Origin of the sequence: Pseudomonas wadenswilerensis (assembly GCF_024749185.1) — a bacterium.
GTDB lineage: Bacteria > Pseudomonadota > Gammaproteobacteria > Pseudomonadales > Pseudomonadaceae > Aquipseudomonas > Aquipseudomonas wadenswilerensis.
Genome location: NZ_CP087191.1, coordinates 1,755,302 through 1,777,039, shown reverse-complemented (window position 1 = coordinate 1,777,039; position 21,738 = coordinate 1,755,302). Strand labels below are relative to the sequence as shown.

General features: G+C 56.5%; 16 protein-coding genes and 1 other RNA gene. 8 read left to right on the top strand and 9 right to left on the bottom strand.

Annotation, left to right across the window (positions count from 1 at the left end):
* Window positions 1-165 precede the first annotated feature (165 nt).
* From LOY45_RS08215 to LOY45_RS08205, 3 genes are all read left to right on the top strand, one after another.
* Window positions 166-2,634, top strand: coding sequence for a fimbria/pilus outer membrane usher protein (locus tag LOY45_RS08215; RefSeq protein ID WP_258578953.1), 2,469 nt, complete (start codon window positions 166-168; stop codon window positions 2,632-2,634).
* Between the two features lie 17 nt (window positions 2,635-2,651).
* Complete coding sequence (locus LOY45_RS08210; protein ID WP_258578952.1) at window positions 2,652-3,647, top strand: fimbrial protein; 996 nt, start codon at window positions 2,652-2,654, stop codon at window positions 3,645-3,647.
* Window positions 3,648-3,914: 267 nt separating this feature from the next.
* The gene (locus tag LOY45_RS08205) at window positions 3,915-4,997 is read left to right on the top strand and encodes a fimbrial protein (RefSeq protein WP_258578951.1); all 1,083 of its coding nucleotides are present in this window, start codon (window positions 3,915-3,917) and stop codon (window positions 4,995-4,997) included.
* 58 nt (window positions 4,998-5,055) lie between these two features.
* Here LOY45_RS08205 and LOY45_RS08200 read toward each other — a convergent pair whose 3' ends face one another.
* Window positions 5,056-5,382, bottom strand: a complete 327-nt coding sequence (locus LOY45_RS08200; protein WP_010226011.1) for a YbaB/EbfC family nucleoid-associated protein — start codon at window positions 5,380-5,382, stop codon at window positions 5,056-5,058.
* A 69-nt stretch (window positions 5,383-5,451) separates the two neighbouring features.
* A complete protein-coding gene (gene dnaX / locus LOY45_RS08195) occupies window positions 5,452-7,476 on the bottom strand; it encodes a DNA polymerase III subunit gamma/tau (RefSeq protein ID WP_115087990.1) in 2,025 nt (674 codons plus the stop codon).
* Window positions 7,477-7,933: 457 nt separating this feature from the next.
* Here dnaX and LOY45_RS08190 point away from each other — a divergent pair, with 457 nt between their 5' ends.
* The 3 genes from LOY45_RS08190 (at window position 7,934) to LOY45_RS08180 (ending at window position 11,408) form a co-directional block, all read left to right on the top strand.
* Window positions 7,934-9,244, top strand: coding sequence for a site-specific integrase (locus tag LOY45_RS08190; RefSeq protein ID WP_258578950.1), 1,311 nt, complete (start codon window positions 7,934-7,936; stop codon window positions 9,242-9,244).
* Window positions 9,245-9,742: 498 nt separating this feature from the next.
* Window positions 9,743-10,450 (top strand): hypothetical protein, encoded by a 708-nt coding sequence (locus tag LOY45_RS08185; RefSeq protein WP_258578949.1) that lies wholly within the window; start codon window positions 9,743-9,745, stop codon window positions 10,448-10,450.
* Window positions 10,451-10,547: 97 nt separating this feature from the next.
* Window positions 10,548-11,408, top strand: coding sequence for a helix-turn-helix domain-containing protein (locus LOY45_RS08180; protein ID WP_258578948.1), 861 nt, complete (start codon window positions 10,548-10,550; stop codon window positions 11,406-11,408).
* Window positions 11,409-11,861: 453 nt separating this feature from the next.
* Here the strand turns inward: LOY45_RS08180 and LOY45_RS08175 are convergent, their stop codons facing one another.
* Window positions 11,862-12,326, bottom strand: coding sequence for a hypothetical protein (locus tag LOY45_RS08175; protein ID WP_258578947.1), 465 nt, complete (start codon window positions 12,324-12,326; stop codon window positions 11,862-11,864).
* 20 nt (window positions 12,327-12,346) lie between these two features.
* Complete coding sequence (locus LOY45_RS08170) at window positions 12,347-12,667, bottom strand: hypothetical protein (RefSeq protein ID WP_258578946.1); 321 nt, start codon at window positions 12,665-12,667, stop codon at window positions 12,347-12,349.
* Window positions 12,668-12,770: 103 nt separating this feature from the next.
* Between LOY45_RS08170 and LOY45_RS08165 the strand changes: the two genes are divergently transcribed.
* Complete coding sequence (locus LOY45_RS08165) at window positions 12,771-13,046, top strand: helix-turn-helix domain-containing protein (protein WP_258578945.1); 276 nt, start codon at window positions 12,771-12,773, stop codon at window positions 13,044-13,046.
* 522 nt (window positions 13,047-13,568) lie between these two features.
* Complete coding sequence (locus tag LOY45_RS08160) at window positions 13,569-14,195, top strand: recombinase family protein (protein WP_258578944.1); 627 nt, start codon at window positions 13,569-13,571, stop codon at window positions 14,193-14,195.
* 291 nt (window positions 14,196-14,486) lie between these two features.
* On the opposite strand, the gene LOY45_RS08155 is transcribed toward LOY45_RS08160, so the two are convergent.
* The 5 genes from LOY45_RS08155 to LOY45_RS08135 all read right to left on the bottom strand — a co-directional run bounded on the left by LOY45_RS08155 (window position 14,487) and on the right by LOY45_RS08135 (window position 21,662).
* Window positions 14,487-14,705 (bottom strand): retron Se72 family effector protein, encoded by a 219-nt coding sequence (locus LOY45_RS08155; RefSeq protein WP_258578943.1) that lies wholly within the window; start codon window positions 14,703-14,705, stop codon window positions 14,487-14,489.
* Between the two features lie 2 nt (window positions 14,706-14,707).
* Window positions 14,708-15,889 carry a reverse transcriptase family protein gene (locus LOY45_RS08150; RefSeq protein WP_258578942.1) on the bottom strand — a complete coding sequence of 394 codons (1,182 nt, stop codon included), beginning with the start codon at window positions 15,887-15,889 and terminating at the stop codon, window positions 14,708-14,710.
* Window positions 15,890-15,932: 43 nt separating this feature from the next.
* The gene (locus LOY45_RS08145; RefSeq protein WP_258578941.1) at window positions 15,933-16,118 is read right to left on the bottom strand and encodes a hypothetical protein; all 186 of its coding nucleotides are present in this window, start codon (window positions 16,116-16,118) and stop codon (window positions 15,933-15,935) included.
* A gap of 599 nt (window positions 16,119-16,717) precedes the next feature.
* Window positions 16,718-16,814, bottom strand: an RNA gene (gene ffs / locus LOY45_RS08140) — signal recognition particle sRNA small type.
* A 189-nt stretch (window positions 16,815-17,003) separates the two neighbouring features.
* Window positions 17,004-21,662 (bottom strand): NEL-type E3 ubiquitin ligase domain-containing protein, encoded by a 4,659-nt coding sequence (locus LOY45_RS08135; protein WP_258578940.1) that lies wholly within the window; start codon window positions 21,660-21,662, stop codon window positions 17,004-17,006.
* Window positions 21,663-21,738: the final 76 nt, after the last annotated feature.

Here is a 21,738-nt window from a genome sequence, read left to right as displayed (position 1 = left end):
TCCGGGCGTTCTCGAAGTTTTCGTGCGTGCCCAAGTTTAATATTGGCGCCCCTGAAAATGACTTTAATATCATTACACTTTCGCTCGCCCCGAAAAAAATCAGTCTCAACAATAAGCCGATTATCTGTTGGTCTGTCCGGTTTGTTGTCATGGCACGTTTCGGTCATGGCCGACACCGCCTTATCCGCGCAGGTTGAATTTGAACCGGCATTCCTGGGCAACGGCAGTAACCTGCCCGTGGACCTGTCGCGTTTCGAGCGGCGCAACGTCGCAAGCCCTGGAATCTACAATGTGGACGTTGTGGTCAACGACGAGTGGCACGGGCGCTTCAACCTCAGTTTCAAGGCCCGGCCTGGTAACGAAGAAGCCCTGGCCTGTTTCGACAATGCCCTGCTAGAGCGTCTCGGCCTGGATAGCAGAAAGTTTTACCCGCACGCGCAACAGCAACTTTCTGCCGCCGAGGCCTGCATACCCATCGACGGAGCACTGGACGATGCCAGCAGCCGCCTGGACTTTGCCAACCAGCGCCTGTACTTGTCGGTGCCGCAAATCGCGGTCAAACGCAGCGCCCGCGAAACGGTTGACCCGTCACAATGGGACAGCGGCATAACAGCGGGTTTTCTCGATTACAACCTCAACACCTACGGCACCCAGCATCGCAGCCAGGGCAATTTTCGCCAGACCTACCTGGGGCTCGGTGCCGGGCTCAATATCGGGCCGTGGCGCCTGCGCCATGATGGTTCGCTGAACTGGAGCGACCAAGGCCAGCAGCGCTACCAGAGCATTGCCAGCTATGCCCAGCGTGATATCACCCCCTGGCGCTCGCAACTGACACTTGGTGAAAGCTACACCTCGGGCGGGCTGTTCGATTCGTTGAGCTACACCGGCATACGCCTGGCCAGCGACGATCGCATGCTGCCCGCCTCGCTGCGCGGCTATGCACCAGTGGTGCGCGGTATCGCCAGCAGTAACGCACGAGTGCTGATCCGACAACGCGGTGTAATCCTGCACGAAACCACCGTCGCACCGGGCGCATTCGAAATCGATGACTTGTATGCAACCGGCTACGGCGGCGACCTGGAGGTCACAGTGACCGAGGCGGACGGCCGCGAACATAGTTTCTCCGTGCCTTACGCCGCCGTTCCGTTGTCCTTGCGCGCCGGTGCCAGCCGCTACAGTGCAACGCTGGGCACCTTGCGCAACCAGCAACTGAACAGCGACCCGGTGTTCGTCGAAGGCACCTGGCAATATGGCCTGAACAACCTGGTCAGCACCTACAGCGGTATGACCCTGGCATCCGGGTATGGCTCAGCCTTGCTCGGTGGTAGCCTGAACACTGAGCTGGGAGCGTTCGGCGCCGACCTTACCCAGGCCCGTACCCACCTGCCCGGGCTAGGCAGTCAGCAAGGCCAGAGCCTGCGCCTGAGCTACGCAAAGACCCTGAGCGAAACCGACACGCAGATCGCCCTGGCCACCTATCGCTACTCCACCCGCGGCTTCTATGGCCTGGAGGACGCCCAGCTCAGCCGCCAGTTCCTGCGCGATGCCGGCGATCAGCGCTACCAGCGCCATCGCAGCCGCACCACCCTGTCACTAGCCCAACCGTTGGCACTAAATTACGGCCAACTGCACCTGAGCACCTCGGCGTCGAGCTACTGGGACCATGCCGGCAGTGATCTGAGCTACTCGATCGGCTATAGCAATCACTACAAGACCCTGGGCTACACCCTCAGCAGTACTCGGGAACGTGACCGCTTCGGGCGCGCCGGCAACACCCTCTATCTGAGCCTGTCCCTACCACTGGGCAGCGAGCGTGTGCGCAGCCTCAGCAGCAGTATTTCCAGGGACAGCAACGGCAACAGCCGGGCCCAGGCCACCCTTACGGGCGCCACCAGTGACGATCAGCACCTGAGCTACGGCATCACCGCCAGCCAGGACCGCCATCATGGCCAGAACAACCATACACTCAGCAGCAACCTACTCTACCGCGGCTCGGCCGCCGAGCTCAGCGGTTCACTCAGCCAGGGACGGCACACTTCGCAAGCCTCGCTTGGCCTGCGCGGCGCCATCGTCGCCCATGCTGACGGTTTAACCTTGTCGCAACCCTTGAGTGAAACCTTCGGCCTGATTCACGCCAAAGACGCCGATGGCGCACGAGTCACCTCCGGCACCGCGCTGAAAGTCGACAGCAGTGGCTATGCCGTAGTACCAAACCTTACGCCTTACCGGCGCAACACGGTTGCCATCGACCCCAAGGGGCTGTCGACCGACGTCGAGTTGCAATCGAGCAGCCAGCAGACCGTGCCGCGGGCCGGCGCCATTCCACTGCTGGTATTCCAGACCCGCTCCGGGCGTTCGGCCGTTATCCACGCCCGCCAGGTCGATGGCCAGCCATTGCCGTTTGGCGCAGCGGTGGTGGATACCGACGGCAATGAATTGGGTGCCGTCGGACAAGGCAGCCAACTGTTCGCCCGCGGCCTTCAGGATGAAGGTGAAATCATCGTGCGCTGGGACAACGGCTCGACAGGCAATTGCCGGATTACCTATGCCCTGCCCGCCGCTGCGAAAAAAACTGCGGGCGCCGCGCCGCAAAACATTCAGTCCGTTTGCCTTGCAACGCCAGCCCACCCTTGAACCGTCGAGACCTGCCCATGCTTTGTTCTTTACCCGCGCGCATCGCCGGCGCGACAGGATTGCTGCTGCTGGCCCATAGCGGCATCAGTACCGCCAGTTGTGTACATATCGGCTCCAGCCCTTCCCAGGCCTACATCACCATAAACTCGCCGCTGACGGTGTCTGCAATAGATCCGGTAGGCAAGGTGATTTATGACAGCGGCACCCGGTACGCGACACGCATGGCCTACCGCTGCTCTGCCGCCCATGGGCAGCGAGCCGGTTTTACCGCGGTCTTCACCCACATCGGCGAAGGCATTCATCAAACCAATCTGGAGGGTATCGGTATCAAGATCACGGGCTCCGAAGCCGGCGCCAGTCGTTTTTATAGCTGGCCGGTCCCCACTATCACGCATCCGGCCGGCACTACCGACGTCACCCCTTGGTACAGACTGCAGTTGATCAAGACCGGACCGGTGAACAGCGGGGTCCTGTTTTTCCCGCAGACAATCATTAGCCAAACCTTTGAGCCGCATACCCCGGCCAACACCGCCAGGCTGACGATGGTGCAAACCAGAGTCGAGGTTGTCTCAGCCGAGCCTACCTGCGACATCGACGCCAGCTCGAAAAACATTCCGGTGAACCTTGGAAACCACCCGCAATCGTTCTTCACAGGCGTGAACAAGACGACTCCGGAAAGGTCATTCAACATTCGCCTTAATTGCATGGGTGGATCTACGGGTGGCTCGCGAAATATCAGCTACACCATTACCGATGCCCATTTTCCGGGCAATCAGACCCTTGCAGTAAACCTGGCACCCGGGGCCGGTGCTCATGGTGTTGGTATTCGACTGCTGGACAGGAACGACACAGCCATACGCCTGGGCGCCGCACGCATGGCCGGTACGGTTGATCATGGAACAACCCGTTATGACATTCCGCTGAAGGCGCAATACATCCAGCAGGTTCCAGCTTCCCAGATTCGCCCAGGAGCGGCCCTTGGGCGCGCGCTGTTCACCATGGATTATCACTGATGTGCCTGGCGCTGGCACAACTGATCAGCAATGCCGGCAGTCGCTTCGAATTCGCCAGCCAGCACCTGCACCCCTCCGCGCCCCGGGCGTCAATGAAGCGAACCATGCGCGACGCTGCGCAATCATTCAGGCCGACGGCGACATTCAACGCCTGGATGCCACCTGCGATATGCCATCAGCTGATCAGACGTCGGGGGCCTGACTTTTCGCCCACATCCATTGCGCGTTGAAGCATGCAGCACGCGCCAATTCCTGCAGAGACACGCCATGACTTCACCGCACGTCCATCCCTTTCCCACAAATTACCTGGTCATGCTGGGCTGTCTGCTTGCCAGCTTGCCCAGCTGGGCAACAGAACCACCGTACAACTCGCTTCTGGGTAGCGGCGTAGGTGGCCCGGATCGATCCACGGCCCGCAACAATTGCCGCTTTGAATCGGGCGGCATTTCAAGGGCAACGTTCGATTTACCTTCACAGCTCATCGTTTCGCCTTCGGCCTCCTATGGCACCGTGGTATATCGGACCAGCGTCAGCGGGCCCCAGTTTCGGGTGACATGCCCGAGCAGCCACCAAAACAATTATGGCTATACGACACCACTGAGTTACTCGCACGAACAATATTATCGCACCAACGTACCAGGTCTCGGCATTCGAATCTTTTTGCGAGAGACAGGCCCTGGAGGCCCCAACAGCACGTATATGAGCTGGCCTCGTGGAGTGTCTTCACACCCTGCTGGCCGTCATCATGTCACTCCAAGCTACGATATAGAGCTGATAAAATTATCGAACGGCCCGGTCAGCGGTACCCTCCAACTTTCCGCCCAATTGGCGACAGCAGTCACAACGCCCATCACTGCAGCTGAGCTGAGACCTTCGCGCACCACGGTTGCTATCATCTCGCCTAACCCGACTTGCTCGGTCGATAACGGCTCAGGAAACATTCCGGTATTTTTGGGTGACCACCCCCGCAGGAACTTCAACGGCATCGGCTACGTAACCAACGAAGTCCCCTTCAACATTAACCTCAACTGCTCGGGCGGATCATCGGGCGGCAGCCTGAACATTCGTTTCACTCTCTTGGACGCCCACTCTCTGGGTAACAGGACCCAAGCTTTGAGCTTGGCACCTGGCGCAAGTGCCCATGGCGTTGGCATTCGTATTCAACGCAATCTGAACGGTACTCCTTCGATCGTTACACTGGGCACGGTACAAACTGCCGGAACGGTCTATCCCGGTACCTCGCGCCATGTGATCCACCTAAGCGCCCAGTACATTCAGCAAGTAGCGCCGTCACAAATACGCCCCGGCCTGGCGCCAGGCCGGGCCACGTTCGCCATTACCTACGATTGATCATCTGCACACACAAAAAAAAAGCCAGGCATTGGCCTGGCTTGTTGATTCTCGTACCTCAGAACGGCATCTTGAAACCCGGCGGCAACTGCATGCCGGCGGTCATGCCGCCCATTTTTTCCTGGCTGTTGGCTTCGACCTTGCGCACGGCGTCGTTGACGGCGGCGGCGATCAGGTCTTCAAGCACTTCCTTGTCTTCCTGCATCAGGCTGTCGTCCAGGCTGATGCGCTTGACGTCGTGACGACCGGTCATCACCACGCTGACCAGACCGGCACCGGATTGGCCGGTCACTTCGGCGTTGGCCAGCTCTTCCTGCATCTTGGCCATTTTTTCCTGCATCTGCTGAGCCTGCTTCATCAGGCCGGCCATGCCACCTTTCATCATGGGGATCACCTCAAATATTAGGTTACGGGGTGCGGCGCGGGTCAGGCCCGGGCCGCTGCTGTTTATCCGTTACTCGCCCTGGGCAACCGGGGCGTCGACAGGTTCAATCGTATCGTGGCGGACCATGGCGCCGAACTGCTGGATCATCTGCCGGATCAGCGGATCATCCTCGATCGAGGCCTCGGCCTGACCCTGACGCTCGGCCCGTTTGCGGGCTGCGGCCTGGGCGGGGGTTTCCTGCTCAGGGCGAATCAGCTCGATGGTCAGTTTGAGCGTGCGGCCCAGGTGCTGGTTCAACGCGTCGTTCAGGCGCCGCTGTTGCGTGCTGTTGAACAGGGCGCTGTGAGCCGGGTCCAGGTGCAGCAGCCAGTCGTCGCCTTCGGCGCTGATCAGCGTACAGTTGGCGGCGATATTGCCGGTCATCCCGGAAATCGGCAACTGCGGGAACAATTCCAGCCATTTCAGCGCCAGGCCCGTGGCCGGTTGCGCGGCGGGCAATGGCTCGGCAGGCGGCGCGTCAACTTCGTTGGCATGCTCGATGGCCAGCTCATCCAGATAACTGTAGCTGGCCGGGTCCATTTCTGGCTCGTAATAGTCTTCGTCCAGCGGCGGCTCGTCGTCGCGATCCATGCCGGCCGGGCTGTAACCAATACCGTCGTCGTGCGCGGGCAGGTCCTGTGGCGCAACTTGCTGAACCGGCGCAGGCGCAGGCGGCTCTACAGCAACCGGCGTGGCCTCGACTTCAGGTTCGCAGGCGACAGGATCGTTCCAGGGCAGGTCGACAACCGGCTCAGGCGCCGGGGCCTCGACCGGCTCGGGTACACGTTCAGGCGCTGGCTCTGGTTCGGCAACAGGTTCAGGCTCGGCAACCACTGGCGCTGGCGCCGCAACCGGTGCAACAGCCATGACCGGCGCAGCCTGGGTGGCGGCTGCCACCGTGCTTGCAGAATCAGCTGTGGCCTGGCTGATCCCCACCGGCTTTAGCACCGGTTTCGGCGCATCGTCGGTATCGGCGGGGCGGAACGCCAGCATCCGCAGCAGGACCATCTCGAAGCCACCACGCGGATCCGGCGCCAATGGCAGGTCGCGTCGACCGATCAGCCCCATCTGGTAGTAGAACTGCACATCCTCGGACGGCAATGCCTGAGCCAGGGCCAGGACCCGATCGCGATCACCCTGACCGTTATCGACCGCCTCCGGCAGTGCCTGGGCAATGGCCACGCGATGCAGCACGTTGAGCATCTCGGCCAGCACGCCATTCCAGTCCGGCCCCTGTTCCGCCAGGTGCCGAACGGCTTCGAGCAAGGCCCGGGCGTCCCCTTCGAGCAGGGCCTGCAGCACGCCATACACCTGGCCATGATCCAGGGTGCCGAGCATCGCCCGCACATCCGCTGCCAGTACCTTGCCTTCACCAAAGGCGATGGCCTGGTCGGTCAGGCTCATGGCATCGCGCATGGAGCCGTCGGCTGCACGGCCGAGCAGCCACAGGGCATCGTCTTCAAAGGGTACGTTTTCGGCGCCGAGCACATGGCTCAGGTGCTCGACCACCCGCTCGGGGGTCATGTTCTTCAGCGAGAACTGCAGGCAACGGGACAGAATGGTCGCTGGCAGTTTCTGCGGATCGGTGGTGGCAAGGATGAACTTGACGTAGGGCGGCGGCTCTTCCAGCGTTTTCAACAAGGCGTTGAACGAGTGGCTGGAGAGCATGTGCACTTCGTCGATCAGGTAGACCTTGAAACGCCCACGGCTCGGTGCGTACTGCACGTTGTCGAGCAACTCGCGGGTGTCTTCGACCTTGGTGCGACTGGCGGCGTCGATCTCGATCAGGTCGACAAAACGCCCCTCGTCGATTTCCCGGCACACCGAACAGGTGCCGCAGGGCGTCGAGGTGATACCGGTTTCGCAGTTAAGGCACTTGGCGATGATCCGCGCGATGGTGGTCTTGCCCACGCCGCGGGTACCGGTGAACAGGTAGGCATGGTGCAGGCGTTGGTTGTCCAGCGCGTTGATCAAGGCCTTGAGCACATGGGTCTGGCCGACCATTTCGCGGAACGAGCGCGGACGCCATTTACGTGCAAGAACCTGATAACTCATCGAAAACCGTCGCGACTGCAAGCTGAAGACCGCTAATCGTAGCGGAGCGGGGGCAAAATTGCACCCTGCCGATATCAACCGCGGATGAAGACATCTGGGGGAGCCCGCACCACACGGTTGGACTCGCAGGCACGCAGGCAACTAAACCGGCTGCGGAGGAATCCGCGGGCGGGTGTTCGAACTGGGGGGGGAATACAGAGTGCCAGCAGGCATGATGGGTGGCAACCCCACCAGCCACACCCCGGCACACAATGTCACCGCTGCGGCTGCTCCCTTCCAGGCCTGACTGGGTGGCATGCAAGCATGCTCGGCAGTCAAAGCGGGCCTTATGGGACAAGGGTTTGAAGCTGATATGGTGGTAAGCCATCTACCCGTGCGGACAGTCAGCATGGGCTCTCAAAACTTGGGGTGTAGTCAGCAATGTCACACTTTGCTGTAACACTTTGGTGTCACACCCATGACCTACATCATCAAGCGCGGGGCGCTCTACTACCTGAATCTCAAGCTGCCGAAGCACCTCTTTCCGAGGTGTAACACTTTGCGTTTGAGCCTGAACATTCGGCATCGTCAGAGCGCGTTGTTCGTTGCCACATCACTGGTTCAGCGGCTGCATCACCACCTCAGCGAATACCCTCTCACAGACCTCCAGACGCTTCGTGCGTTGTGTTCACAGTGGAGGAACGCAATCCCTAAGCCAACCATCCAAACCGCTCTACGGACATCTACGGCCGTTTCAGCGAAACGGAATAACGACAGCCCCACCCTCGCCTCACTCTCCAAGTTGTATATAGAGGAAGGGAAACGCGGAGGCACATGGAGACAGGTCAGCATTAAGGAAGTTGAGCGTGCCTTATCCGACCTTTTCGAGCTTATGGGCGATATACCTGCTGATGCCTTCGACGCGCACAAAGCACGCTTGCTGAAGGATCGGCTCAGTCTCTGTCCGCAGTACTTCGGTTTACGCCCCGAGTTCAAAGGAAAGACGCTGAAGCAGGTGGTTGAGTCAGGCAGTACCTACAAGACGATCACCGCAGTGACCGTGAACAACCGTCTCCGCAAGCTGACCGCCTTCATGAACTGGTGCAAAGCGAACGGGTATGTTTCCGACAACCCACTGGCGGGCATGAAGGTCATGACAGGATCAGCGAAGGAAGCTCGGCTGTCCTTTGAACGACACGACCTAGTTACCCTGCTGAACCATGATGCACTGCGAAAGGAAGCTCGCAAGCACCCGTGGCGCTACTGGCTGCCGCTTCTTGGGCGAGCAACCGGGGCACGACTGGAAGAGCTGTGCCAGTTGCGCGTCGATGATCTCATTGAGCAACAGGGCGTCCATTGCATCCGCATTGATGACAGCCGTGAAAGCCAGAATCTGAAAAACGCCAGCAGCCGTCGAGTGCTTCCCCTGCACCCTTCACTGATTGAGCTGGGATTGTTGCAGTTCGCTGAGTCGGTAAGGACAGGTGGGGCTGATCGCCTGTTCCCTGAACTGGAAGCCGTGAGAGGAAAGCTTGGCCATGCTCCATCGAAATGGTTTGGCCGCTACAAAGCGAAACAGGGTATCACCAACCCACGCAAAACCTTCCACAGCTTCCGCCACACCTTCATCGATGACCTGCGTGATGCTGGCGTGCAGGACTCACTTATCAAGCGGATGGTGGGCCATGAAGACAGCTCCGTGACCTTTGGCATCTACGGCAGCAGGACGCCAATCAAGGCGATGGTCGAGGCGCTGAGGCACATCGAACAACCCCGAATAACCTCCTAATAACTAGGTTTAACCTTGCCCTTCAAACGACGTGACCCAGCCGCCCCTCATTCCAAACTCAATGTTTACGGGGCGAAGGGTCGGCCTGAACTAAGCAAAGGGCGTTCCTCACCATGAAAACCAGTTTTCAGGACGCGGTAAACGGAAATGTCAACCCGAAATGGGTTGCATTTCGTCCGAAATCGTGTAATATCATCGACCTGCCTCAGCAGGTAGAACAGATTACCGAGAAACCTCTACGCGACCACGGTGTGAACAAACCACCCAGAAGTCGAAGGAGGTTTTTTAACGCCTGAATTTTGGCTGACCACCACCGTCGGTCTATGCAGCTCATGAGAACTACCCATGACAAATGCAATCGCAGCAACACAAACCTTGAGGTCAACGACATCGAATAGCTGAGTTCCCGCTCCTCCGTAACGAGAAGAATGACTAGCCCGATGCCGACCTTAAGTCGGTTTTTTATTGCCCATTTTTCAACTGAACGGAGGTAACAACATGCAACAACACAGCCCTTTCGACACCGTCAAAACGATCTACGTCGCACCCTGCGTGGCTGGAATCCGCCTTGACTACAGCCTTGGTGAAGAACTTCCGCTTTTCGGCCCACCGCTCGATGAACCTTTGACCTACGGCTTCGGGTACAACTCTGGTCGTCGACGTAAGGATATAGGGATGCCCTATTTCAAAACGGGAAAGGACACGCCATACAAAGCTTGGCACAACATGATGCGGCGAGCCTACGACCCCAACAAGGCTTCCGCGTATGAAAATTGCAGCGTCTGCATCAAATGGCATGACTATCAGGAGTTCGCCACGTGGTACTCCATGCAGCCCTACGCTTTCGAGGCCGATGCCGAGCTGGACAAGGACATTTTGGACCCGCTGAACACCGTGTATTCGCCAGAGCATTGCTCAGTAGTTCCAAAACTGATCAATCAGATTTTCAGGAACACACGAAGCCGTCGCGGGAAACTTCCCATTGGAGTGTCAATAGCATCAGGTGGAATCGGATTTGTGTCGGTACTTTCGATGTATGGGAGGCCCGTTGCGTTGGGGACATTCCTTGACATAACCGAAGCATTCAGAACCTATCAGGCTGCACAACATGAGTACTGCATTGCACTTGCAGAGAAGTACACAGGCAAGATCGATTCTCGTGTGACTGAGCGTCTTCACACCTGCTCCCGTCATATCCGGGACTAATTTTCGCTCCAAGCACCACCGCAGGTTTACGCCTGCGGCAACCACTACTAACGAGGCACACGCCTATGAAATGAACTTGAATACAGGAGAACAATCCATGTCGCACCCGCTCGTCTCGAATTCGCCAAGCACCACTGAATCCCGCCCCTCTACCAACCTGCTCTCCCCGGCGGAGCTGGAAGCATTGAACGCACGTATTGCCGCAAACGCTGATCAGTGGCTGGCAAACAATGCACCGAAGACCAAGACCAAGCCTCCCCAAAAGCCGAAGAGCACGCGTGGGCGAAAGCCCAAGATGATTGAGAATCTATTTTATGGATTCATCGGTTGCACCACGCTTTGGGGCCGCTACCCAGTGTTTGCGCTGGATATCATCGAAGGTATTGCACGCCTTGACTGGCATGATCGCCCTTTAGGTGTCGGAGGTAAGTCGATGCCACTGTCTGTACGCAACCTGGTCGTGATTCTGGAAAGCCTCCCTGTGGTCACCAACGAGGCAGTAGAAGACTTACTGCAATTGGAAGAACGGCACGCCCGACGTTACGTTAAAGCGATTGAAATGATCATTCCTCGCATGATGGAAAGCCGTCCCCAATCCCTCATCAACGAGATGGAAGGAGTCGAACCCGAGCCGAAAGCCTGTGAGTGGGAGGACTATGATGATCTGCCCAAACCAAGTGCCGAAGAACTGGCCAAGTTGCACTACGACCTTCGCACCTTTACCAAGTACAAGACGGAGGAAGAATACGAGGCAGAACACCCAACTTGTCTGACCCCTATTACCGAAGTAGCGTTCCCGGCCCGCAATCAACACCCTAAGAAGCAGGACGTATTGAGAAAACTCGGACAAGGCATGGCGGTTAAGGCCATTGAGCGGGGCACCGGAATTTCGGCAAAGACCATCAGGAAGTGGCGTGACGAGTTGCAGATCGTGCAAGATGAGTTACAGGTCGCGTAAGCGGCCTTATCACAGGGGGGGGAGTAATACGGCCGCATGTATCATAGAATCACTTCAATGCGGAGCATTGGACAGAATACCATTCCATGCAAACATGAATCAGCACAGTAGCCGTACCGTCCCGATTCTGCATCAGCACACCTGTAAAAAATATAGTATCAATAAACATCAAAGTCCTTGCTCTTGATCTGCTCCATCGATCGAAGGTGACGTGCAATAACTGCCAGTACCCATTGACGAGAAACTACCGAATACGTCTGCATTCGTTTTTTTGCACCAACAAACAAGAGCACGATAAAGATCACAAACAAAGAGCTGGATTTGTGTAAATCTTGTTTATTACTGGAGTACATCCGAAAGAACATCGGCAGTCGCGCCTTAGGTGAGCACAGATGAAAGCTGACATTTTCGGTGCAAACTCTCCAAACAAAGCTTGAGGATTCAAGCTCTTAATTATTCGCCAATGACAAGTCCAACGGACTCAGTGATAGACCTGAATCTGGCAGTCGCAAAGGTCCTCTTAGGAAGACTATCGATTTTCAGCACCACTGACCTTGCACTCAAAAACTCATGCTTTAAGATTGACTGATCATGGCTTGTTGCTGGTGCAAGTTCTTTGTAGTATTCGTCCGAGCACACACCTGTAAAACTCAGGCTTTTACCATTGACTTGGCCGTGAGCCTTAAAACTCGACTCGCCTCCTGGACATGCCCCCTCTCCGCTGATCAGGTATGCCAAACGCATGCCCTGCCCATCGGGAACGACTCTAATGTAGTCGTGCTCGCTTTCCTTACTGATCACCGTAGCCTTGTTCGACCAGCCAAGGGACCAGTATTTTGAACTCAGGTTTTCTCCCGCATAGGCGAATGCAGATAGGAACGCGAAGCAGGGTGCAATTTTCAAAAATGTACGGTTCATATGCTTTCCTTGTCCTGTTCTCAATGCAGCCAAGCATTGGCTGTCATGGCGGTTTTCCCGCTGGGAAGCTGGATCAGTGCCGACTTGTCACCATTCTTAGGCCCTTCGATATAATTGACTTTGGTGGCAGTTGAAATCGTTCGGCACTTTCCCGAGTCGAACAAGCGTTCAGCTTCGTCTTCGTCCTGATCGATCGATGCTTCTACCATCTTTGTCCAGTCACCAGCCTTGTAGCAAACCATCGAACCAGCAACCAGCGTTCGCTTAGGGTAGGTGTCAGCCATAGCGGCAGCAGATGCGATCAGGGGCAGTAGACACAGCAAACGAGTAACGGTGTTCATCAAGCATTCCTTGGGTACGGCAGGAGAGGCAATAATATCCCAAATTCAGATATCTGAAAACCAGATATAGGTTGGAGGCTGCTCATCTCGCAGTTGTCCAGCCATGCCCAAGACGATTTATAAGCCCGAACACGCAGTCCTGCTAACCCTACTGAAGAAACACAGGAAGGCGGCCGGCCTGACGCAGGTACAATGTTCAAAGGCTCTGGGGCGTCCACAGTCGTTCATGAGTGACGTTGAGAGTGGAACACGCCGCTTGGATATCGTGCAGCTTCGAGACTTGTGCAAAGTCCTGGGAATTGGTCTTGCAGAACTGGTAGAAGAGTTTGAGTTGTCGCTGCTGTCAGAGAATTCAATTCTCACCCATGACCCTATTTAGAAAACGACCTTGCGAAGCTGCGGTTAGCACCACAAATCCGCAAGATCGGTCAGTTTCAGCTAGTTTTGCTGGACAGGGTACACCAGCAGTTGCCAAGCGATTCTTGCCCCAGTGTTGTGTTGCCGATGATTCTGGGGTGGCAAGGTGTGCCCACCCGCAATTGCGATTTCATCTCCGCAGCCTGTGCACTTGTAGATTCCGGGATGAGGTGCTGCCGTGCCCGGAGAATGCACTAGGTCAAAGGCTGCATCGTCAGAATGTGTGAGTGAAGGGCCATTCTTGTATAACGCCATAAAATTTCCTGAGTGTGTTTGCCATCCTAGCGTGGCATTTCCAATATAGCCTTTTGATACTACCCTGCAATCTGACTCGTCTGATAAATCAATCCCTCACTATCAAAAGACTAGACGTAACTGGTAGTGCGAAAGCTGCCCGCCAGCCACTATCGAATATCTATTGCAGATAGCTATATGATTCAATTATCATTGATCTATTCAATGTGAGATCAAAGGATAGTCAGCCATGAATGCCCACCTCTACCTCCGAGCATCAACCAAAGACCAAGACGCCAATCGTGCAAAAGCTGCTCTGGAGTTGTTCGCTGTCGAGAAGGGATTGAACATCGTTGGCGTGTATGCCGAGAACATCAGTGGCACCAAACTGAACCGCCCTGAGCTGCTCACCTTGCTCGATACTGCCGAGAGTGGAGAGGTGCTATTGGTTGAGTCCGTAGACCGCTTGAGTCGCCTCTCACAAGCTGACTGGGACATTCTCAAGACCACTATCAAGGCCAAGGGGTTGCGTCTGGTTGTAGCTGATCTGCCTACCAGCCACATGCTGGTTGAAGCGAAGGGAATCACAGGTCAAATCATGGATGTGATCAACAACATGCTGATTGATCTAATGGCAACCATGGCACGACTGGATCAAGAGAAGCGCGTGGAACGCATCAAGCAAGGGCTGGAAAACAAGAAGGCTGCTGAGCCAAATTGGAAACCATCGGGTAAAGGACGGAACGCTGCCAAGTGGGCAAAGGTACAGAAGCTCATGCAGGAATATCCGACTATGTCCGCTGATGAAGTCGCCATGCTTGCTGGTTGTGGTGTTGCCACTGTGTACAGGATCAAGAAAGAGACAACCGCAGCGTGATGGACGCTTGCCGAGCTCCTGTTGGTAGGATTCGTAACTAAAAAGCGACTGGAACTTATTTTCAAATCTTGGCGACGCTCATTGAGCCGTCTCGCACCCGACTAAACAGGTCAGGAAAAAACACCAGATTATTTTTACAACCAACGAATCAAACCGATATCCGAATTGTATCGGAAATTCTGGCGGCGGGCAGTTTTTACCCAACTCAAGCCTTCCTAGCTACTGAAATTCAGCAACCAACAAAAGCCTTGCCCCTACTTTCAAACTATATATTTCAAGCATTATGGAGACCTAGACAACCCTAGTAACCTTGTATGCTCTTGGTCCTTTTGGCTCAATACGAACCTCAAAACTAACGACATCTCCCAGCACAACACCCATATCCACATCCACAAGATCATCGTAAAAGAAAAAAACGTCCCTCCCTTTCTCCCGCCTTATAAAACCAAAACCTTTGAACGAATCATAAGAACTAACAAAACCCCGATCAAAAACCTCAACACCTGACATAATTATTCCCACATCAAAGCTTTAGACGGCACATCGGAGAACTTCGACTTCAGCTGCCTTCGAAGCCCTCTAGCCAAATCTTTATTAGTTCTTGTCAAAATACCAAGACGATTAATCAACTTCCGATAACCATCAACAATCGACACTCTAGTATGAGTAGAACGCGGACGTTTCAAAAGGCGATCAGCCTCTCGAATTATCGCAGCTGTAGTTTTGGAGTCATACAAAGGAAGTATGGACCGCATCCTAGCCCTCAGCTTTTTTGCTTGTGCGTGCTCAAGTCGCGTGAGCTTAGCCACCTGACCTGACACTTTGTTCCAGAGAGCATGGTATTCCTCTGAAAAACAATCCCTCTTATATTCGCACTCACAAATATAGACCGAGTGACGAATATTATCCCTCTCAGACCTCCTGAGCTTGGGCACACCATGCCCAACCCAAACCCCTGTCACAGCGTATTCTGCGGTCAAATCATCGGACCGCTCCATCTTAGTTTTACTCCTCTTTATCCTCAGCCCATGCTGACTAAAAAGCCCCGCCAAATACTTTATTTGAGCAGTTGCCTCGTCTTGAGACAGGAGACGCTTAGCTGAAACAGTCACATCATCCAACAAACGCGAATACACCAGACCTTGAGCTCGCAGCTTACTCACAAAGCTATATTCTGAGTTGAAAAAAATCAAATTAGCAATATAACTAGACGTACAAGCCCCCTGAGGAACTTTACCATCTCGAGTAACAATTCTAGAAAGCAGATCACTTACGTCATCAGGAAACTTGAAAAAATATTTAAAAACACTAAAAACACTATTAAAAGGGATATTGTCGTAAAAATCCCTAATATCTAAACTAATCAAAAACTCAGAACCCGCGTGCATTCTACTATTTTCAATGTAGTCCCTAGGATCAACTTCATCCTTGACACCACCTTGCAAATAGTGAGGAAACTGAACTTTTTCAAATAGCCTTGAATTTATTCTTTTCTGAAGCTTTTTAAGCTCGTACTTAGGCTCATAGACGTTCCTCAGCTTACCCCCTTTTGTTTCGACAACAAAATGAGTGTATGAGTCGGCACTTTTACCAGCCAAATCCGCAAGAAGCTTTGGATGCACTCCCAACGTTTTAGCCAACATAGCTATAGAACCGATGGGGGCGTGAGGATAGTACGGCTTGTCCTTTGCCACGACTTCGTCCTATCAGAGATTAAAAGCAAAAATTAAGAGTCAGTTAGCTTTCGTCACCCCCAAAAAGCAGGGAAATCAACTTCCTGCCAACCCAGCCAAAGATAGCCATAACGGTCAATCTAAAAGCTGCATTTGAGTCAATTCTTTTCCCCGAAGGACTATCTCTAGGCGCCTCGGGAATGCTCTCTTTTTTACCAGCCACATTTATTACGATTTGAAAAACAATCATAGCTACATCCTCTTGCACGTGCAAAGATGGGAAATCCACCTTTGTCGCCAGACCAATCGGAATAAGCAGTTCAAGGAATATTTGTATTGACTCAAATGGACTCTTAACTTTTACGCCAGACAACGGTCGCAGCCGCGCTATGTGGGATTAAGCACAGCCCACATGCGTTGCGGAGGCCACCGAGGCGCCGGTCATGACCCCAAAAGGGTCGCCAAGTAAAGGCATCGATTTCCTTGAATACGTGTGACTTTAAAGAGCGGGAACAGGTGAATGCACCTGCTGGACCGAGCATAGAAAAACGACACTCACGATGTCAACACGCCTCCAAAAAATAATTGAATTTTTCGAATATTGCCGTGAAGACAGAGTTGAGCACAGATTAAGAAAGCTTACCGCCCCACACCTGTGAAATGCCTGCTGACCAGACGAGTAATGACAATGATGCTTAGTGAAAAATTTGGGGGGAGCTGGAGCTATGACGACTGAAGAGCTAACATCCGCAAACAGTGCACCACTAAGGTGTACCTAAACGCTGTCACACCTCGAGATTTTTGAGCGAGAAACCCTTGTAGAATCAAGGACTTAGAGATAGGTGGCAACCCCACCAGCCACACCCCGGCACACAATGTCACCGCTGCGGCTGCTCCCTTCCAGGCCTGACCGGGTTCACGGTTGATCGTTGCGGGGGGACCGATGGGGTCACCATAACGCAGCTCATCTGGCGACGAGCCGCGCCATTGTAACGGCATCAAGCCAAGTTACAACCTTTAATTGCTAAAAACTCATCATTACTCAATGACTTGGCGCTCGGGCAAAGCCGGCAGCGCCTGCAACGTGCTCAGTAACGCCTGCACCCAGGCACGCTGCAGGCGGCTTCTACTGCATTTACCCTTGTAGGTGACGCAGGCTTGTAACATCCGCCAGGTCCCGTCCCACCACCTCTTCGCTCAGGCTCTGGATCAGTTCGGCGGTTTTTTCCTGAAACACCTGGAAGAGGCTCGAGTAGCCGGCGTAGTACTCGGCATCGCTGATCGAGGCCCGACGCTCTTCCAACGCCTGCTCCTGTTGCTCCAGCGAGTTACGCAGGGCAAGGAATGCCGGGGTGTCGCGCTGGCGCAACCAGTCGCACCAGAAGTCCTGCATGCCAAGGTACTCGGCCAGCGCCGCGGGCGTTTCGGCAGCCTGTATCGCCTGCCTGGCCGCCTCGATCTGCTCGGGGCTGATCATCTCCAGGTCCGGGAACAACATGGCCGATGGCTGCCCCGGCAGGTCCAGAGCTTCGGCCAGCCTGACCCGATATCCCAGGCTGACTTCCACTTCCTCGACATCGCGCCAGCGCCCCTGGGCGCTTTCCCGCCGCAGCCTGATATCGTCCAGCACCACCTTGTCGAGCTTGTCCAGGCGGAACAGGCCCTTGCCCAGACGCAGCAGCCGGGCGGTCACCTGGGAGTTCTCGCTCGCCGCCAGGGCCTGAAAGACCTGGACCTGGATTTCCAGGTAGCTGAAGTTCAGCGCAATACTGTTACCGCAGGTACGCGGATGGCCCGCCAGCCTGAACAACTTGGCACGCAACTGACTGTCGGCGCTGGCAGCATCGATCATGCGCCAGACCCTGTCGAACAACTCGGTGCGCGCCACGTCGTACTCGGCGGTCATGCTCAGCTCGCCCAGGATGCGGAAGAACTCCTGGCTACCCGCCTCCTTGCGCAAGCTGAACCACTTCACCTCACGCTGGCGTGTCAACGCTTCGTTGTCGCCCCGGGTCCAGAACAGCTCCGGCCCTATCTCGTTCGACTCGACCAGGCCACCCAGGTTGATTCCGGTCTGCTGACGATAGGCCTCGATTTGCGTAGTTGTCGACGCCGAGAGCGGGTTGTCCTGCAAATACAGGGCACGCGCCGGGCGCGACTGTGACTGGTACAGCGTTTCAGGCAGCTCACTCAACTGGTTGTCACGCAGATCGGCCAGTTCCAGCCGCGTCAGTTCGACGTAGCCTTGCGGAAACGCATCGATTGAGGTGAAACGCAGGTTCAGGCTTCGCAGGCCGGTGAGGCCGGTCAGATGCGGAGGCGTGCCCAAGGGGTTGTTACTCAGGTCAAGCACCTCCAGCCGGCGCAGATTGCCCAGGATACCCGCCGTTCGTTCGGTCAACTGTATGTCGTTATCGGCGCAACGCAGCTCTTCGAGGCGGGTCATGTCGATAATGATGGCGGGCAGTTCCGTGAGCCGGTTACGCCCAAGCTCAAGCACGCGCAGCTTGCTGAATGCATCGAGAAAACCGTTGGGGATGGCCGTCAGGCCAGTATTTTTCAGCGACAGGCGCTGAACATGGCTGAAGTCCACGCCAAGCGGGAACAGCGGCGGCGAACCCAGGTCGGCGCCTTCAAGGTCCAGGCGGTAGCCGCGCAGCTCGCCGGTATCGCCGAATTCCCGAGGTGTCTGCCGGCGCCAGGCCATGATGAGCGTGTCAGCCACACGCTGACGCCGCCGCTGCATGCCACTGGAGTGCGGCCCAGGACGATCCTGCACCCACTCACTCAAAGACTCGCGCAAACCGGCCAGTTCCTCGGCTTTCTCCCTGAGCAGCCTGGGCACATCGACACTGGCCATCGACAGGCCTTGCAGGTAATCGGTGAGTTCAGCATCCGTGAGCCGCGGAAACAACTGCTTGGCCTGGTCGCGATAAAACTGCCATTGCTCGTCCGCTGCACCGCGGCCACTCAAGGGATAGCCGACCCGCCCATCGGCCAGGCGCACTGGAGGCCTGAACCGGTCCTCCAACAATACCTGGCCACTCAGGCGTCGGGCGCGATTACGGTCGGTATCGGCCAACTCCGCCAGTGCCTGAGCCAGTGATTGGCCATCCTCCTGGCGCACGCCCTCTGGCAATAACGGGTTCAACATTGTAAACAGGTCGGTATCGCCCCCCTCCTGCCCCTCGATGCTGAAATGCCCCTCGGCACTTTTGACCACGGTGCGCACCTGGCCCGGAAGGTTTGTTCCGGCACTTGCCAGCAGCACGCCGGCACTGTCCTGGCCGTGCAGTTCGATGCGCAAGCCGGAAGGCCAGCCAGGCAGATGTTCGAGCAAACCGAAGACCAGTTGGTCGAACCGCTGATCGCGCCGCCAGGGCCATTCGAAGCCCTGGCGGACACACAGGAATCGGTACTGACTCAGTTGCCTTCTGGCGCCTTGGGCTATTGCCAGGGGCACCCGTGCCTGACGATGCATGCGGGCGACCAGATCCTCGCGGGCCTGGCCCAGAAGCTCTTCGGCCATTCTTACCGGCAAACCAGGAAAATCCCGCTTGAGCAAGCTGCTTTCCTGCACAGCCGGTTCAGCCCGCCTCTGACAGAAATCGAACAGGGCCTGACGTTGCCCCCGCGCTTCGGTCGCCAGTAACTCACAGAGTTTCTGCTGCGCCAGCGTGTCGAGCGCCTCGGCTTCGATGCCCAGTTGCTCAAGCTGCTGCTCGCCCAGCGCATCGCGCAACACCGTCAACAGCAGCGAATCCTGTGCGGCCTGGATGAGCGGCGTCAGTTGCGGGTCCCAACCCGGGAGATGCGGCAAGAGGAAAATCGCCATGGCGTTATCGCTGACAGTCGTCGTCCCAAGCGCCGCGATGAATCCGCTGATGTCCCTGTCCAGACGCCAGTGCACGCAGGCCTGGCGCAATAGAGCCGGTACCGGTGCGTTGTCCATGTGCAATTGGCAGAGCTGCGCCGCATCGACGTCGGCCCAGCGCAATACGCGGGCAATGTCCGCATCGTCCATGCCCTGGGCCAGCGGCCCCAGTCGGCGAAAGGCATAGCGGGCCGAAGACCACTCCCAGGGGCGCTCCCATTGATGCCGCCAGGCCCCTTCGCCATTGTGTTCAAGCCTGGGCTTGAAGGCTTGGGGACGTTCAGGGTGGACAATCTGCCAGGAACCACCGGCGCCATCTTGCTCGACGCGGTAGGCATGACCTTCGATAACCACATGATCATTGCCATGGGCCAGCAAGCGCCCGCGCTGATCGATGGCTGCAGGCGTCACTTCAAGGCGCTGGCGATAGGGCTCGAGCTCCGGACTCCAGAGTTGCAGGGAGCGGTCGAAGCGTTGCACCGGCCGCAAACTCTGAAAAAAGCCGTGCTCGTTCACCCATCGCCCGACCTTGTGCGCCGCAAGCCCGAGCACCGCGCCTACGGCGATGGTTTCAACCACGCCAAGCAAGTGCTCCATGGCCTCATCGGTCCTGTCCTCGCTCCAGTCCTCGATACCGTGGTACACCTCGGACATCAGGTCATAGGCGGTATAGGCCAGCATCGCGGCATTGAGCACCGGGACGAACAGCGATACCAGATTGAGCACCTGCAAGCCGACGCTTTCCAGGGTTTCCAGCAGTTGCTGGCGTTGCTGATGATCGACCTGCGCCGTCGGTACTGCCAGCACCAGGCTGTCCTGGCGCCGCTGCAGGCATTGGCGCCGGACCAGTTGCTCGAACAGCTTGCCACTGAGCGGTTGTTCCCGGACATGCCCATCGATGCCGCTTTCAAGCTTGTTGTTCAGCACTGCCTGCTCGGTCAGCGGCGCGTGGCGCAACAGGGCCTGCCTGAATGTGGTGTAGATCAGCTGGCGGGAAAGCGCGGTAACCATGAAGGGTAAATCAGCGTACTCACGCAACTCGCCCGCAGCCCCTTGCGGTACATAGAGCACCCGCTTGCGAGACACCGGGTAAGGGTAAAGCGACTGCGCCTGGCGAAACACCAGCACGCCCTCCAGCACATGACCATGCAGCACCAGCTGGCAGCATTCGAGCGGTTGCAGGTCGTAGGGCACAGACTGCTCGCCATTGCTGACCGCCAGCAGCATCTGGTAAGCCGACCAACTGATATACCCACGCATGAATGCAACCTGTGCCGAGAGTTCCAGATTGGCCGCTTTGGTGCTGGCCAGGGTCGACAACACCGATGCGCTGGGCTCTCCGGTCCAGGTACTGCCCGGCTGCCCTGGCGCCAGCACCGAGGCGAGATGTTCCTGGTAACGGCGGCCGATATCGACTTCCCGGCACAGGGCGATAAAGTCAGAAGCCGCGATGGCGCTGATCTGCACCTGGGCAAGGTGCACTTTCGACCCTGGTGCCGACTCGACGGCGTCCGCTTGCGCAGCGGTAAAATTCTGCAGGGCCATGTGCAAAAGGCTGCCCTGCTGCCACAGTCTGGAGACCCGCTGAAGGTTCGAAGGCGACCCGATCTGCGCCGATAAATACCAGGTGTAATGATCGAGCTGCACCTGCGTCACATCGACAGACACGCGAAAACGCTGGATCAGTTTCTCGCTCAGCAGCGAGATCGCAAACCGCTCCAGCGGCTCGATCCGTTGCATGACCTGCCTGGCCGCGCGCCCGGCCTTGTGCGCCTTGCTCAGGCTGCGACTGTAGGATTGACGGGTGGAGAGATCAGCCTTCAACAACCATTCGGGGCAGGCGCGTGCCAGGGTATCGAGATTGTTCTGCCGATGACTGTGTTCGGCATCCGGGTCGGTTTTCTGGCGGGCGCGGGTCATGCTGTCCTCCTGTCAGTGATGGCTTCACAAAAGACACGAGGCTATTGAATTGTCCTGCAGCAGCTGCACTACATAG

Excerpts from the sequence above, each read along its gene's own strand:
- LOY45_RS08160 (WP_258578944.1), top strand. The coding sequence starts at position 13,569 with ATGAATGCCCACCTCTACCTCCGAGCATCAACCAAAGACCAAGACGCC.
- LOY45_RS08185 (WP_258578949.1), top strand. The coding sequence starts at position 9,743 with ATGCAACAACACAGCCCTTTCGACACCGTCAAAACGATCTACGTCGCA.
- LOY45_RS08175 (WP_258578947.1), bottom strand. The coding sequence starts at position 12,326 with ATGAACCGTACATTTTTGAAAATTGCACCCTGCTTCGCGTTCCTATCT.
- LOY45_RS08135 (WP_258578940.1), bottom strand. The coding sequence starts at position 21,662 with ATGACCCGCGCCCGCCAGAAAACCGACCCGGATGCCGAACACAGTCAT.
- LOY45_RS08180 (WP_258578948.1), top strand. The coding sequence starts at position 10,548 with ATGTCGCACCCGCTCGTCTCGAATTCGCCAAGCACCACTGAATCCCGC.
- LOY45_RS08210 (WP_258578952.1), top strand. The coding sequence starts at position 2,652 with ATGCTTTGTTCTTTACCCGCGCGCATCGCCGGCGCGACAGGATTGCTG.
- LOY45_RS08145 (WP_258578941.1), bottom strand. The coding sequence starts at position 16,118 with ATGATTGTTTTTCAAATCGTAATAAATGTGGCTGGTAAAAAAGAGAGC.
- LOY45_RS08205 (WP_258578951.1), top strand. The coding sequence starts at position 3,915 with ATGACTTCACCGCACGTCCATCCCTTTCCCACAAATTACCTGGTCATG.
- LOY45_RS08190 (WP_258578950.1), top strand. The coding sequence starts at position 7,934 with ATGACCTACATCATCAAGCGCGGGGCGCTCTACTACCTGAATCTCAAG.
- LOY45_RS08170 (WP_258578946.1), bottom strand. The coding sequence starts at position 12,667 with ATGAACACCGTTACTCGTTTGCTGTGTCTACTGCCCCTGATCGCATCT.
- dnaX (WP_115087990.1), bottom strand. The coding sequence starts at position 7,476 with ATGAGTTATCAGGTTCTTGCACGTAAATGGCGTCCGCGCTCGTTCCGC.
- LOY45_RS08200 (WP_010226011.1), bottom strand. The coding sequence starts at position 5,382 with ATGATGAAAGGTGGCATGGCCGGCCTGATGAAGCAGGCTCAGCAGATG.
- LOY45_RS08165 (WP_258578945.1), top strand. The coding sequence starts at position 12,771 with ATGCCCAAGACGATTTATAAGCCCGAACACGCAGTCCTGCTAACCCTA.
- LOY45_RS08215 (WP_258578953.1), top strand. The coding sequence starts at position 166 with ATGGCCGACACCGCCTTATCCGCGCAGGTTGAATTTGAACCGGCATTC.
- LOY45_RS08155 (WP_258578943.1), bottom strand. The coding sequence starts at position 14,705 with ATGTCAGGTGTTGAGGTTTTTGATCGGGGTTTTGTTAGTTCTTATGAT.